General features: G+C 50.3%; 12 protein-coding genes. 3 read left to right on the top strand and 9 right to left on the bottom strand.

The window, feature by feature from the left end:
- The first annotated feature begins 97 nt into the window (after positions 1 to 97).
- Positions 98 to 628: a cytochrome b gene (locus L1X57_RS16845; RefSeq protein ID WP_009723565.1), complete on the top strand. Its 531-nt coding sequence runs from the start codon at positions 98 to 100 to the stop codon at positions 626 to 628.
- 112 nt (positions 629 to 740) lie between these two features.
- On the opposite strand, the gene L1X57_RS16840 is transcribed toward L1X57_RS16845, so the two are convergent.
- From L1X57_RS16840 to L1X57_RS16830, 3 genes are all read right to left on the bottom strand, one after another.
- Positions 741 to 1,919, bottom strand: a complete 1,179-nt coding sequence (locus L1X57_RS16840; protein ID WP_009723564.1) for a vWA domain-containing protein — start codon at positions 1,917 to 1,919, stop codon at positions 741 to 743.
- Positions 1,920 to 1,922: 3 nt separating this feature from the next.
- On the bottom strand, positions 1,923 to 2,777 hold the full coding sequence (locus tag L1X57_RS16835; RefSeq protein ID WP_009723563.1) for an AAA family ATPase: 855 nt from the start codon (positions 2,775 to 2,777) through the stop codon (positions 1,923 to 1,925).
- Positions 2,778 to 2,881: 104 nt separating this feature from the next.
- Positions 2,882 to 4,885: a sigma-54-dependent Fis family transcriptional regulator gene (locus L1X57_RS16830; protein WP_009723562.1), complete on the bottom strand. Its 2,004-nt coding sequence runs from the start codon at positions 4,883 to 4,885 to the stop codon at positions 2,882 to 2,884.
- 293 nt (positions 4,886 to 5,178) lie between these two features.
- On the opposite strand from L1X57_RS16830, the gene L1X57_RS16825 reads away from it, so the two are divergent.
- Together L1X57_RS16825 and L1X57_RS16820 are read left to right on the top strand one after the other, a co-directional pair.
- A complete protein-coding gene (locus L1X57_RS16825; protein WP_009723561.1) occupies positions 5,179 to 6,993 on the top strand; it encodes an NAD(P)/FAD-dependent oxidoreductase in 1,815 nt (604 codons plus the stop codon).
- Between the two features lie 15 nt (positions 6,994 to 7,008).
- Positions 7,009 to 8,073, top strand: a complete 1,065-nt coding sequence (locus L1X57_RS16820; RefSeq protein ID WP_313769750.1) for a 2,3-butanediol dehydrogenase — start codon at positions 7,009 to 7,011, stop codon at positions 8,071 to 8,073.
- Between the two features lie 101 nt (positions 8,074 to 8,174).
- On the opposite strand, the gene L1X57_RS16815 is transcribed toward L1X57_RS16820, so the two are convergent.
- The 6 genes from L1X57_RS16815 to L1X57_RS16790 form a co-directional block, all read right to left on the bottom strand.
- On the bottom strand, positions 8,175 to 8,531 hold the full coding sequence (locus tag L1X57_RS16815) for a hypothetical protein (RefSeq protein WP_009723559.1): 357 nt from the start codon (positions 8,529 to 8,531) through the stop codon (positions 8,175 to 8,177).
- 24 nt (positions 8,532 to 8,555) lie between these two features.
- Positions 8,556 to 9,071 carry an inclusion body family protein gene (locus tag L1X57_RS16810; RefSeq protein WP_009723558.1) on the bottom strand — a complete coding sequence of 172 codons (516 nt, stop codon included), beginning with the start codon at positions 9,069 to 9,071 and terminating at the stop codon, positions 8,556 to 8,558.
- Positions 9,072 to 9,130: 59 nt separating this feature from the next.
- Positions 9,131 to 9,646 carry an inclusion body family protein gene (locus L1X57_RS16805; RefSeq protein WP_009723557.1) on the bottom strand — a complete coding sequence of 172 codons (516 nt, stop codon included), beginning with the start codon at positions 9,644 to 9,646 and terminating at the stop codon, positions 9,131 to 9,133.
- A 29-nt stretch (positions 9,647 to 9,675) separates the two neighbouring features.
- The gene (locus tag L1X57_RS16800) at positions 9,676 to 11,073 is read right to left on the bottom strand and encodes a TULIP family P47-like protein (RefSeq protein WP_009723556.1); all 1,398 of its coding nucleotides are present in this window, start codon (positions 11,071 to 11,073) and stop codon (positions 9,676 to 9,678) included.
- Positions 11,074 to 11,096: 23 nt separating this feature from the next.
- A complete protein-coding gene (locus tag L1X57_RS16795) occupies positions 11,097 to 13,259 on the bottom strand; it encodes a TULIP family P47-like protein (protein ID WP_009723555.1) in 2,163 nt (720 codons plus the stop codon).
- Between the two features lie 68 nt (positions 13,260 to 13,327).
- The gene (locus L1X57_RS16790) at positions 13,328 to 14,680 is read right to left on the bottom strand and encodes a TULIP family P47-like protein (RefSeq protein WP_009723554.1); all 1,353 of its coding nucleotides are present in this window, start codon (positions 14,678 to 14,680) and stop codon (positions 13,328 to 13,330) included.
- Positions 14,681 to 15,073 lie beyond the last annotated feature (393 nt).

The raw sequence follows: 15,073 nt of genomic DNA, 5'->3' as shown, positions 1-15,073 counted from the left end.
ATTTTATGCAACGAACTTGCACGCTGATGTCATGATGTTGTCTGTTTTCCTGGGTAAAATAGAGGCAAGTTTTATCTTTAATTAAAGGGAAAAGCGTATGGCGCTAGCAATAATGGATACTACCACCCGCTATGGTGTCGTCAGTAAGGCGTTACACTGGGGAATGGCACTACTATTTGTATGGCAATTCAGCAGTGCTGCGGCGCGTGTGTTTTTTGAGGACACTCCGCTTGAGTCTTTTTTATGGGGTACTCACAGCCAAGTGGGCGTGGTGCTCCTGGTGCTTGTTGTCATGCGAGGTGCCTGGGCGCTAATGAACGCACCTCGCCGCCCGCCCTCGGTTAGTGTGATGGCAAAGCTGGGGCACTTGGCACTGTATGGTTTGATGATCGCAGTACCCACGATTGCACTGATTCGCCAGTACGGTTCAGGCCGTGCGCTGGATGTATTCGGGTTCAACCTAATGCCAGGCTTTGATGGTGAAAAAATTGCCTGGATGACAGAGCTTGGCGGTTTGCTGCATGGTGAACTTGGTTGGACATTGCTGGCGCTGATTGTAGGCCATGTAGTGATGGCAATTTTGCACCGTAAATTGACCAACCATGATGTGCTGTCACGCATGGCCTAGTGAGAATAGTTAGTCGATTAGGTTTGCAAAAAGCGGCGCGTTCCATCGAACGCGCCGCTTTTTTAATTAAAATTTCAGATGAGATAGTAATACTGTCCCTTCCGATAAATTGCTACTTAGCTAACTCGCGCATCGCTGTTTCCAGTCCTTCCATGGTCATGGGATACATACGGTCATCGATAACGTCACGAATTAACTGGGTCGAATAGGTGTACTCCCAGGCACGGGGTGGCATGGGGTTTAACCACGCCAAGCGTGGAAACGTATCAGCCAAGCGTTTTAGCCACACGCCACCGGGTTCATCATTGAAGTGTTCCACGCTGCCACCTGAGTGAGTGACTTCGTAAGGCGACATGGCGGCATCACCGACAATCACCACCTGATAGTCTGCCCCGTAAGTGTGCAACACATCCATGGTTGGGATGCGTTCGTTACGGCGCCGCATGTTATTGCGCCAAACCCCTTCGTAGAGGCAGTTGTGGAAGTAATAATGTTCTAAATGCTTGAATTCGGAACGTGCCGCTGAGAATAACTCTTCGCAGACACGAATATGATCATCCATCGACCCACCGACGTCTAAAAACAGCAGCACTTTAACCGCATTATGACGTTCTGGACGCATTTGGATATTAAGCAGCCCCGCGTCCCGTGCGGTTTCGCGGATAGTGCTGTCTACATCAAACTCGTCCAATGCCCCTTGGCGAGCAAATTTGCGCAGCCGCCGCAAGGCCATTTTGATATTGCGGGTGCCCAGTTCAAGCGAGTCATCGTAATCGCGAAAACGCCGCTCGTCCCATACCTTTGTGGCGCGTCGATGGCGCGAGCCATCTTGGCCAATACGTATGCCTTCAGGGTTGTAACCATACGCTCCAAAAGGGCTGGTGCCACCCGTGCCAATCCACTTATTGCCCCCCGCATGGCGCTCTTTTTGCTCTTCCAGGCGCTTTTTAAACGTCTCGATCAGCTCTTCAAGACCACCCAGGGATTCAATTTTGGCTTTCTCTTCGTCGCTGAGCTGTTTTTCAAATTCGCGTCGCAGCCATTCATCCGGAATGAGTGCCTCAATTGCCGAATCCATGTCTTCCAGGCCTTTAAACCAGGCAGCAAAGGCGCGATCAAAGCGGTCAAAGTAGCGCTCGTCTTTGACCATGACAGTACGCGCCACTTGATAAAACGCTTCCATATCGGCAAATACGACGCCACGTTCGACCACGGCGTGAAGATCAAGTAATTCGCGCAGAGAAACGGGCACACCGGCACGTTTGAGGGCATCAAACAGACCAATAAACATGGCTTAGCGCCCCGTACTCTTTTGGCGACGCATCATAAACGCCAGGCGTTCTAGCAGGTGAGTATCCTGCTCGTTTTTAACCAGCGCGCCCGCCATCGGCGGTAGGGCTTTGGCCGGGTCGCGGTTATACAGCGCTTCCTGGGCCAGTTCGTCAGCCATGAGCAGCTTGAGCCAATCCACCAGCTCCGAAGTGGAGGGCTTTTTCTTGAGCCCTGGGGCGTTGCGTAGATCGAAAAACACTTCCAAGGCTTCGCCGACCAGCCTGGGGGCGATATCCGGAAAGTGGACATCGACAATCGCTTGCATGGTCTCGCGGTCGGGGAATTCGATGTAATGGAAAAAGCAGCGACGCAGGAAGGCGTCGGGTAGCTCTTTCTCGTTATTCGAGGTGATCACGATAATCGGACGCTGTTCGGCGCGGATGGTTTCGCCCGTTTCATAAACATGAAACTCCATACGATCCAGCTCTTGCAGCAGGTCGTTGGGAAACTCGATATCCGCTTTGTCGATTTCATCAATCAGCAGTACCACGCGCTCACCTGCGGTGAAAGCTTCCCATAACTTGCCGGGCTTGATGTAGTTACCTACATTTTCCACCCCTTCAACGCCCAGTTGGGAGTCACGCAGGCGGCTAACCGCATCATACTCATAAAGCCCCTGGGCGGCTTTGGTGCTGGACTTGATATGCCAAGTAATCAGCTTAGTGCCCAGGGATTCAGCGAGTTCCTCGGCCAGCAGTGTTTTACCGGTACCAGGTTCACCTTTGATGAGTAGTGGACGCTGTAGCACAACCGCGGCATTGACTGCCTGTTTGAGTGCATCAGTTGCGATGTAAGAAGAGGTTGAATCAAACGCCATGGGGAGTGCCTCGGCTTGTCGAAACGAGTTGTTTAAAAATAGATTCAAACAAGTGTACGTGAGGGTAAACCCCATGGCCAACTAGTGGATAGAGCAATTGGCTATCAGCCCTGCCAGTTGGGGGGCACAATTCCCTGGCGCTGCATTTGCCGATATACCGTGGGCCGCGAAACGCCTAGCTCACGGGCAACCGCGCTGATATTCCAGTGATGTTGCTTGAGCAGATCGATAAGTGAACCTGAAAGGGCTTCGCTGGCGTTCGTTTCAATTTGGGCCGCCACGTTGCGGGTAATGCGCTGACTAAGGCATTGTTCTGGTAGGTCGTGAACGGTTATTTCGTCGCTTTCCGAAGTGGCCAGGGCAAAGGCGAGGGCGTTTTTAAGCTGGCGGATATTGCCGGGCCAGGAATACGCGAGCAGCGCACTAATGGCATCTGCGCGCAGGCGCGGCGAGGCACGCGTGGCGCGTTCGGCAGCGACGTCTTCAAACACGCGGCGAATAACAAATAGTTTATCGGCGCGTTCGCGTAGCGCGGGTAGTCGAAGCTGTGCACCGTTTAGCCGGTAATAGAGGTCTTCACGGAATTCCCCTTGTTGGATCATTTCTTCGATATGCCGATGGGTGGCCGTAATAACGCGAATATCGATCTTTACCGGCGTGTTAGCCCCTAGCGGCATCACTTCCCGTTCGGACAGCACGCGCAACAGTCGGGTTTGTAGCGCTAATGGCATATCGCCGATTTCGTCTAAAAACAGCGTGCCACCATGGGCCTGTGGAATAAGACCGCGCATCCCTTTTGAGCGGCCGCCGGTAAAGGCGCCAGGTTCGTAGCCAAACAATTCGCTTTCAATCAGTGACTCGGGAATGGCCGCACAATTAACCGCAATAAACGGCTGTTTGGCGCGGTTGCCGCTTTCGTGCAACGCCCGTGCAACGACCTCTTTGCCGGTACCGGTTTCTCCACTAATCAGCACGTTAACGTTAGCTTCATTGCGCAAGCGTTCGGCCAGTTTTTGTACTTTGCGCATCGCGGGGTCGTCGGCGCCCAGCCGAGCTAAGGGTTCCGGCAACTCAGAAGCAGACGGCGTTGCCCGTTGCGACATGCGGGGGCGGCGGGGTTCCAGCAGGCTAATAAAGTGGATGGTGTTGCTGGCACGAGCGCGGAAGGCGCGTAATTGATCATCAGTGCCGCTATTAATGCTCAGTATATCGGCGATCTCACACTCAAATAGTTCGCCAAGCATTGGGGTGTGATTCGCTGACCAAGGTGGCCAGCGGTGCTGGTGTTCGGCGATTAGCTCGCGGCCCACGGCGTTGGCGGCGATCACCTGTCCATTCTCTTCAATGGCGATTAAACCACGCCCGTTGACGTGCACAAATTCCCGGGAAGTATCTAGACGCACCATCAGGCAGTCGCGGTAGCGCTGAAGAAAATAGGCATCCTCAATCATGCGTGCATAAAGCGTTACCAGCGATAGGCTGAAATTCTGGCTTTCGTGCTGGGTAGGCGACTGCAGCGCGGAGATATCTAACACGGCCATCACATTACCCTGAGGGTCAGCAATAGGAGCGGCGGTGCAGGTCAGCGAAATATGGGAAGCATCGAAGTGCTCCTGGCGGTGGCAGATGATGGCCTGACGATCATGTAAACAGGTGCCAACAGCGCAGGTGCCGGCAAAGCGTTCATCCCAGTCAGCCCCCAGGTAGAGGCCTGCTTTGCGTAATTGCTGGTCCTGGTTGGGATCACCGCGAAACTCAACGGTAATGCCGCGGTGGTCGGTGACCAGCAGCACGTAGCCAAGCTGGGCTATTTGTCCATAGAGCTGATCGACCCCGGCACGGGCGACATGCAGTAACTCATCGACGGACTCGCGGTGCTCAATCAGTGTTTGCTGGGGCACCACTCGTGCTGGGCGAGGGTGAGTGGGGTCTAGCTGATAATCATTTAGGCAGCGCAGCCATGAGCGACGAATGGTGGCCTGTGCAGGTAAACAGGGGGTGTCTAGCCCTTCACCGAGCTGAAAAATATGCTCGATATGTCGACGCTGTTCAGACTGAAGCTGTGTAGTTGTCTGAAACTGTTTAGTGGCGTGCGTGTGATGCAGCATGGCGTTACTCAATGGGCGCTGTTGTTATTGTCCTTTTAGCCTATGCGCTTTCCCCCCAGAGTCAACGTGGGCTGCTTACGCCGTTAGTCGTGCGTTACACCTGTAACGTCAAGCTGTAAACGGCGTGACAGGTGTACGGCACTTTCGCTGTCTTATCTATTTGTCTGTATGTGGATAAATTATATATTTTTCAGTTGCTTATTTTTTATATGATTGGTTTGGCACGGCGGCTGCTATGTATTGGGTGCATCACAGTTAACTCAACAATAACAAATGCACATGGAGTACCCGCTATGTCTAAGATAACGGCACAAGTCCAGCAATCCCCCACGGATACTGTTCAAGCGTGGCTGCACGATTTCGATACTGCCCTTCAAGCCCAGGATATTGAGCGAGTGCTGTCGCTGTTTGGAGACGAGTGCTACTGGCGTGACTTTCTTGCGTTTACCTGGAATTTAAAAACCTGTGAAGGCAAAGACGAAATTCAGGCCATGCTCAATGCCACGCTCAATAACGTACAGCCTTCGAACTGGCAGTTAGACGGCGAGGCCACTGAAAACGGCGATATCTACGATGCGTGGTTTACCTTTGAAACAGCGGTTGCCAGCGGTAAAGGCTATTTGCGTCTTAAAGAAGGCAGGTGCTGGACGTTGTTAACCACCATGCAAGCGCTGAACGACTACCCTGAGCAGTGCAATCACCATCGCCCAAAAGGAGCTGAACACGGTGCCAATAAGCAGCGTGAAACCTGGTTAGAGTCACGACAACGCGAAGAAGCTGAGCTTGGCTACACCCAGCAGCCTTACTGCGTGATTATTGGCGGTGGCCAGGGCGGTATTGGTTTAGGCGCACGGTTAAGGCAACTGGGTGTGCCAACGATCATCATTGAGCGAAACGAGCGCGCGGGGGATTCCTGGCGTAATCGCTATAAGTCGCTCTGCTTGCACGATCCAGTCTGGTACGACCACCTTCCTTATATCCCCTTCCCAGATAACTGGCCTGTATTCGCCCCGAAAGACAAAGTGGGCGATTGGCTGGAAATGTACACAAAAGTGATGGAGCTCAATTATTGGAGTTCCACCGAGTGTCAGAATGCTAGCTACGACGAAGTCGCAGGTGAGTGGCTGGTTAAGGTTAAGCGCAACGGCGAAGAGATCACGCTACGACCCAAACAGTTGGTGATGGCCACGGGCATGTCTGGGATGCCCAATGTACCGACATTCCCAGGGGCAGAAAACTTTGAAGGTGAGCAGCAGCACTCTAGCCAGCACCCAGGGCCGGACGCCTATAAAGGTAAGAAGTGTGTCATTTTGGGCTCGAATAATTCAGCTCATGATATTGCCGCCGCACTATGGGAGCACGATGCCGACGTCACCATGCTGCAGCGTTCATCTACCCATATTGTGAAGTCGGATTCGCTGATGGAGGAGGTGCTGGGGCCGCTTTATTCGGAAGAGGCTGTGGCGAGTGGCTTAACCCATGAAAAAGCCGACTTGGTGTTTGCCTCAATCCCTTACAAGGTGCTGCCGGATTTCCAGCGCCCCGCCTTTGAGGCGATTAAAAAGCGTGACGCCGAATTTTACCAAAAGCTTGAGAGCGCAGGCTTTATGCTCGATTTCGGTGACGATGAATCGGGGCTGTTTTTAAAGTATCTACGCCGCGGTTCGGGTTACTACATCGATGTAGGCGCATGCGACTTGGTGGCCAGTGGTGATATCAAGCTGCGCAGCGGTGTGGGCATTGAGCACATTAATCCTCACTCCATCACGCTGACTGATGGCAGCGAGCTTGATGCTGACTTGATCATCTATGCCACCGGCTATGGATCGATGAATGGCTGGGCGGCGCGGCTTATTTCTCAAGAAGTGGCCGATAAAGTGGGCAAGTGTTGGGGGCTAGGTTCCGACACCACCAAAGACCCGGGCCCATGGGAGGGTGAGCTGCGCAATATGTGGAAGCCCACTCAGCAAGAGGCACTGTGGTTCCATGGCGGCAACCTACACCAGTCGCGGCACTATTCACGTTATTTGGCGCTGCAGTTAAAAGCACGCATGGAAGGGCTAGACACTCCTGTCTATGGCCTGCAGCCAGTTCATCACAGAGCATGAGATAAGGGGCAGTATATGAGCCAGTCAACGATGCAGGCAGCAGTTTGGTACGCAGCGAAAGACCTTCGTGTTGAGCAAATGCCAATACCGACGATTAACGACCCTCATGAGGTAAAGGTCAAAGTGGCGGCTTGTGGTATTTGTGGTAGCGATTTGCACGAATACGCTGCTGGGCCGATTTTTATTCCGGTCGATAAGCCGCACCCGATTAGCGGTGAACAAGCACCGATTATCATGGGGCATGAATTCGCTGGTGAAGTGGTTGAGGTAGGCGACAAAGTAACACGGGTGAAAGTGGGGGATCGCGTTGCCATAGAGCCGATTCTTTCACCTCACCAGAACGGTGCTTATCAAATGGAGCGCTATAACCTCACGCCGCTATTGGGTTTCCATGGCCTTTCTGGCGGCGGCGGTGGCTTCTCGGAGTTCACTGTGATGGGGGAGCACATGGTGCATAAGCTGCCGGATGACCTCAGCTTCGAGCAAGGGGCATTGGTAGAGCCAGCGGCGGTTGCTTTGCATGCCGTTCGTCAAAGTAGTTTGAAAGCGGGGGATAGTGCGGCAGTATTTGGCGCTGGCCCAATTGGGTTAATGACCATCGAAGCACTAAAAGCAGCAGGCGCCGCTCAAATTTACGCCGTGGAAGTAGCACCTTCACGTAAAGCCAAGGCCGAAGCGCTTGGTGCTATTGTGGTGGACCCGCAGCAAGAAGATGCAGTGGCGAAGCTGCAAACGTTAAGCAATGGCGGCGTTGACGTGGCGTTCGAGGTGACCGGGATTCCGGCCGTACTGAATCAGTCCTTGCACACTACCCATGAAGGCGGTGAAGTGGTCGTGGTCAGTATTTGGGAGGGAGAAGCGAGCTTTCAACCTAATGACCTGGTCATTAAAGAGCGCACCATGAAAGGTATTATTGCCTATCGCCATGTGTATCCAGCGGTGATGGCGCTAATGCAGCGTGGCTACTTTCGCGCTGAAGACATGGTGACTCAGCGTATCCCGTTGGCGGATATCGTGGAGGAGGGATTTGAGGCGTTGTTGAGCGATAAAGCGCAGGTGAAAATAATCGTAACGCCTTAGTATCGTTGCGAACATCTACTAAAGGCCATCCGATGATGGCCTTACTACAAAAGAGTAGTCGACCGTGGAAAGAGTGCGTAGTCACCGAAAACTTGATTCGGCTACGCTTTTTTTTGGAATACCTTGGGCAGCGAATCAAGCTGGTTGAAGAAAGAGTCTGGTAGGTCGGGTATCGCTAGCTTCAATGCGCTGACAGGATCATTCATGAATTGCTCCATGTGTGATTCACTAGCCCCTAGCCATGCGAAAAAGCGCTTTTCATGTGTCAATAGTTCCTGGATTAATTGCTCCACATTGCTGGCTGCTTTGGAGTCAGTTTCTGCCAATTTCTGGACTAACGGATGATCTCGGCCAATTTGTAGAGTCATAGGCGCTCTAGAGCTGAAGGTGATGTACTGCTCCTTCAGGTTTGGGCTTTTTAATCGATATTTTACGAAATGAGTAGAATCAGTTGCCATGACAATATCCTTCTGCAGAAGTTGTTAAGCAGTGACCTGAATAAATGGGTCCCATGAGTAGTAGCCCTGAACAATGTTGTCCCGATCTGTGAGCATAAAATTGAAAGCGTAGGTAATTTCCCCTTCGGCAATAGCTTGTGCTGACCAAAAATAACTGTTGATTGTTTGAGTCGCAGGGTGAAGAAGGTTGCCAGGAACAGGAAGCGGGGTTTTGACCTCTGCAACAACTGGGTAAGGTGTTGACAGAATGTTCTGTTTTCCACCCACGGGGGCGTATTTGTACAAAATTGCTGAGTATGTCGCATTTACAGAAAGCGATGTCTCTCGCCATCTGAGAGTGTCTAGTGTGCGAGCAGTTACTTTTAACTCTCCCGTTCCCTCTCCGAAGACCCCATTTTCTTGACGTACAATCAAGTAAATCATCGTTTCGTCAATCGGCGTTGGCTTGGATGGGGTTCCAGGGGGGTAGCTTGATATAATGGTATCCGCGTCAACCGCCATCAGAATATCGATGATTTGAGGTGTCGTGCTTCGTCCCATACAGTATTCTCCTTATTGTATTTTTTCTCTTGGTTGCAAGAGGTACAGAGAGAATAAAATCAGTCAGTGATCTGGATGAAGGGATCCCACCAATAGTAACCCTGTACATTATTATCACGATCAACAATCATGAACTTGAAGTGGTAAGTTACGCTTCCGGGCCTGGTGACCGTGCAGTTCCAGAAATAGTCATTGATCGTTTGCGTTGATGGTTGAAGGGGGTCAGAAGCAACTGGTAGCGGTGTATTGACCTCGACAATAATGGGTTGAGGTGGAGTAATCAGCCCATCGTTATTGGTTGAATCGAACTCATAAAGTATGGTTGAGTAAGTGCCGTTTAGGGTCAATGACGTTTCTCGCCAACGAATGACGTCCAACGTCTGAGCCGCAATGGTCAACTCCGCTCCGCCGTTTCCAGAAACCGCTTCGTCACTACGTACAATCATGTAGATAAAGTTCTCACTGGCAGCGATCTGTTGCGGGTTGTCTGGGTCTGTGTTCGTTCCGTATTTATTAATGACTGACTCGGCATCAATTGCGATCAGTACATCAATAATTTTTTCAGTATCAGCCATAATGTTTCTCCTTGGTTAGCGTTGCGTTGTTACACAAAGAGCGGATCTCCGCCTAACTGTAAGGAAATATTTGGATGTACATAGTCAAGCCTGAATGAGTCACTTCCGGTCCATTTGATAGGATCAACGGCATTAATCAGAAGTAAATCCACGGATGGCGATGTATCTTTATTGACCGACTCAATAGCACCTGTCGCAATTTGTGATGCCCCCAATAGCAATCCAATGACAAGCCCGCCGATGACGAGTGAGGCACCCTCAGTCAGGGGGGCGCAAATCAATGCCACTAGGCCAACAATGATCGATATGATGATCTCGGTAATGACGATCCCCGGATCTTGGTGAACCGTATACTGTTGGTCAGTTGGTTGTGTTTGTACAAAGTTGATGGTCTGCCCATTATTTGAGCTACCGAGATTTAGCGTGTACCAGTTGGTTGCGGTTGTCTCTGATGTAATGCCAAACGTGATGTAGGTTCTGGTTGTGCTGGTTACGATGAATGTTTCTCCATCGGTCTCTAATGTAAGAGATGTGAGCTTAGGGTGATAAGTCGAGCCATCATGTTCAACTGGAGGCATATCCACTGATACCCCCTGATCCAGATAAAGTTTGGTTTTATCATTACTCATCAAGAAGTTATCGCTGTTAAGCCCTGGGTAGGCAACCATAATGGCTGGTCGTACCAGATCGTATAAGGTTCTTTCCTGGGAGACGAGAAAACCGGCTTCGCTGTTCGCTGGGATGGCATTTGGAGAAACCTGCTCGCTCAACGATTGCCCGGTTCGATCACCTGTCATCGTTAGCACGCCAAGAATGCTGTCATTAAGCGAATTGCCATCTAGGTAAGCGTACTCTGTATAATTTGGCGTTACGAACCCCCACTGTCCCTGGTCAATCATTCGGTTGAGGTCAACCACTGAAAACACATGGTTGAATTCACTTAAATTAGCGCAGATCCAGTCTAAAAGGGCCTGACCAAATACGGCCTGAGTGACACTTCCTGGGTTGGGGGTGAGTGATACCTCGCCCACCAAAGCGGCTACTGGGGTTGAGGTATTGTCTGAGCTGGTTTTTGCAACCAAAGCAACTAAACTCGATGAGTCGTCATTCGCGGCGCTGTGGGGAATGTAGTGAAGGTTGATTTCTATCGTTGCGTTGCCAGCATCAACGGTAACCTTACTGCCACTGCTGTAGTCAACAACGATGTTGGTCATGGGGATGGAAATACGGATGTTTTTGCCATCCCCGCCCATACAGACTTGCCAGTCCGAGAAATCAGCGGAGGCTGTGTAAGAACCTTCTGCCGTCATCGAGAAGTTTTGCGGCGATGATTGCTGATCCACAATTGTTTTATTTACGTCGGGAATAGGAATAGCAAAAGCGGTATCCCAATTATAGGTATTTGCGGCAGCATTTTGGGTGGACATGGGCTGCTTTCCTTTGTCGCTGTTTACTTGGTCTTCAGGCCAATTTGTAAAGAATCGGCGAGCCATGCTGATTTGAGTTCATATCCGCTGACACCAGGGAAGGTATAAGGCTCGATAGCATCGTTGGCAAATTCGTCAAAACCAGGCACGTTTTCCCAATCGTTTTTGTATACAGACTCCAAAATAGCCGCCACGGTCATTTCAACCCCGTACGCCGCAGTCAAAGCTGCTGTGACACCACCGAAGACTTTCCAGCGAGTGGAATTGAAAGCATTTTTTATCCGCGTCATTCGCCCCGCGGCTTGTTCGGTGCCATTAGCTAGTGCATCTTCTTCGTTAACGATATTTTGCTCTTCACTCTCGCTGTCTTCACCCAACGCGCTGAAAAAGCTTTCTTCATCAAGAAGGGCGGATCCTTCATCAACACTGGCAACTGTCACATCTGCAGAGGCGGCAAGGCCATCCACAACCGGCCCAAGAACCGCTACCAATGCGAGGGTCGCGGTGACCGCTCCCATGATAATTTCAAAATCTATTTCGGCTTGGGTTTTTGTGACATTGACGGTCATGTTACGTACAGACTCAGTGAAATTAAAAATCTGTTTCGTATCTCCTGAAGACGTCGTAACCGTTTTTAGGCCTAAGCTTACCTGCTCGGTATAGTTAATATGAACGTCGTATTGCCAGCTTTGGTGATAGGTCAAATCAATGAATTTTATTTCCAGAAAACTGTGCTCTAAGTTCATTTCAAATTGGTGAGCTTCAATGGTGACCTGGGTGGCGGTGTAAAATTCGAGTGTGCCGTTATTGAGATCTACGATGTATTCGTCCCCGTTACCACTGAGGAACCATTGACTTCCCTTGATATTGACTTTAACTGAATCGTTTCGGAGGTCAGGGTTATAAGTATCTCCGTACTGGCCCTGAGTCCTGAAGGCATTCACCAGCCCCTCGGGGAGAATTCCCTCGTCTAGTTGAGAGGAATAACCGTCGTCTGCCGTTGTGGCATACGGGTCTTCATCCATCTTGAAGTAGCCGTAAGTCAACTTGTTGAGGTTTTTTACAGACAGACCATCGTTAAATATAGTGAAGTCGTCGTCCGTCGCATCGTCAAAAAGATGCTTGGCGCCACCCAATAACATATTTTTCACAAAGTTCGGGCCGCTAATCAGCAAGCCTGTATCGGCACCGTTGGCATCCTCGCCTGTTGGAATGGCATTGGGTGACACTTGGTGATTTGATCCGGGAGTATTGTTCTGAATCATCGTCAGTACCCCCATCACTGAACTTTCCATGGTCTGCTTGTCCACCACGGCATAACTGGTGGCTGTGGGATCAATCCAGGTATAGTTGGGAGACTGGCTGAGTTGGGGAGTCAGATCTATCACTGAGAAAACGAAGTTGAAATAGCCAATATTGCTGTTGAACCACTCACTAAGAAGCTCTGGTAATTCCGCGTTACCGATGCTGCCAGCATCTGGCGGATTGACGATGTTCATAACGACTACGGCGGGTATTCCGCCAGCTTCCTGGCTAAGGGCACGAAGCTGGCTCTTGAAGGAATCAGAGTATTGATAAACAGATAGAAACTTCTCCTGATCCTTATCTTCACTGTAGAACATGTAATAGAAAGAGCCGTCCGCTGCGGTCACCACCCAAGCGGCGCCATGCGTAACAGTTGACAGTGTAGAATCACTGCTAATCGTTACACCGTTGGTTGCAAAATCCCCAATAAGAGCAGCGTCCACAACACTATTGTCGAGATCGGCAACGATGGCACCAACACCTTCGTTGATCACGAAAGCCTTTTGATTTGGGTCTGGAATCCAATCCATATTGATCTGGATAATGATGCTCATCTCCAGCCCGTCCAGTGAGTAACTTTCGCCCCCCGCTAGATAGACACCACTAGAAACTGGAACGCTCATATTGATGTTCTTGCCATCGCCACCGGTAGACAACTGCCACGCGTCCAAACTTGCTGTGAGCTGGTAGCTGGGATCATCACTGGCTGACTGTGAAATGTTCTTGGCTCTATCATCAACACTACTCCAGTTGTCAGTAAGTGCTCGGTTGGTCGTGTCAAAATGCAGCGCCACAACGGTATCCCAATTGTATGTATCGGCAACCGCACGGGCGTCAATTTCCTTTACAGCAGCTGGGGCAAGTGAGGTGCTATCAGTCATGGTATTTCTCCTTAGTCACTGTATGAGTATTCACTCCAATTTATGCTCAGATCAGCTAAGTGGGGTGGTCAGGAAAGGTTTCCACGGAAATAGAGGGCTCCGTCTAGGCCTCCCTCGGTCAAGCTGAACGACTGCCCATCAATTTGCCAGTCGAGAAGGCTGGCTACGTTGACGACATCGTTATCAAAAGTTGATTGCACGGCGGCGTTAATATTAGACATGCCCACAGCATTTACTTGGTCGCCATAATGGTTGACCGCATCGGTTATATCGGCAATCAGACCGGGTAGCGTTAAACCTAGGCCAACAAGGATGATGTAGTCATACCAAGGAATATCCTGATCATGCGTCGTCTGAGGGCTAGGGTCTTCTTCAAAAGTCATGACCCCGGTCGAATAATTCAAAGAAAGCGGATTGACAGTTTTTGACGTCCAGCTATAGGTGGCATCTGGCAGGTCGGCTAGGCCAAAAAGGAAGGTAAGCGGGCCGCCGCCAGCAGAGGATGTCTGGAGTCCGTCACCAGCATCGGAAGGCCAAAGGGAAAAGGAGTCGGTGTTGATATTGTCGCCATCAATCTGCGCATCAAACGCCCCATTATTAGAAATAACCGAATGCTGGTTTGTTTGATGTACAGCAAATGTACCCTTGGGAAAGGTGTCTTGAACGCCGGGCAATAGCGTGTTTTTAAAAAAAGCTTCTTGAGAAATCAGTGCAACAGCGTTAGAACCAGAAGTTAGCGCTGTGGAATCAAATGCAGGGGTGGAAGGAAACGGCGAGTCATCGAGCATCGATAGAAAGCAAAGTGCTTCAATATCACCGGATGCAACAAAGTATTGCCATTTATACGGGCGTAACCATGTGGCCGCCCCAGCAGGCACTGGAACTACACCTGCGAAGATGTACTGCAGATTATCCCGGTTTTCATAAAATGCTTGCTGCGCAATTTGTTTTAGCATGCCGGTGGCGGCACTTGTCATCTGTCCTGATGGGTCTGTTACAGTGAGAACTGCAATATAGCCGGGATCGTTGGGCGTGCTGGCTTCGGAGGGAGAGAAAACTAGGCTGGTCAGCGAGCCTTCGCCATCGAGTTCTTGTTGATTCCCGGGGCCAAGCCAACCGAGTGTGATTTCTACCAGCATTGAAACCCCGGTCATATCCCAACTACCATTAACGCCTGGCAGGCCCGATATACTCATAAAACCCTCTTTAATCGGTATATTGAGCTTCATTAATCTGTTCTGCCCCCCATCTGCCATGCTCCATACGCCGAGGTTGACATTAATATTGGTGACAGCGCCTGTGACAGAGTCATGGTCTGTATAGACAAGAGGCATCGAAACCGATGCAAGGTTGGTACTCATGATGTCATTGACCTTGTCTTTGGTCAGTGCATAAGAGTAGTCGTACTGATAGGTATCCATGCATACTCCTTTATTGTTGACCGACTCTTTTTTTGTTCATCACACGGAATAAGTAAAATTAATCAACCGCTTAGTTAGTTAGCTTTTTAGCAAGCGATAAAGTTGTTAGGGAAGATAACTGAGTGAAAATAAGGTGTTCTGTGTGTTTCAAAAAAATCTAATAAGAGAAATTAAGTAGACATAAAAATTTCCTCGCCCTAATGAGGTGATCCGAAACGCGTAGCCTCAAGCTGTTTAATCAGACAGTTACCTCTGCAGGCTTAAGTAGCTACCGATTAGGGTTATGGTAATTCTGCATGGTTAAAAAGTATTAAAACTCAGCGTAGTCCATCTTATTGCGTTTGCCAGTGTTTTAGCTTTGCATCAGTAAATTTAGCTGATGGTAATCAGCTA

The organism is Halomonas sp. TD01 (assembly GCF_923868895.1).
Lineage (GTDB): Bacteria > Pseudomonadota > Gammaproteobacteria > Pseudomonadales > Halomonadaceae > Vreelandella.
This window is presented reverse-complemented; position numbering and strand designations above follow the sequence as displayed.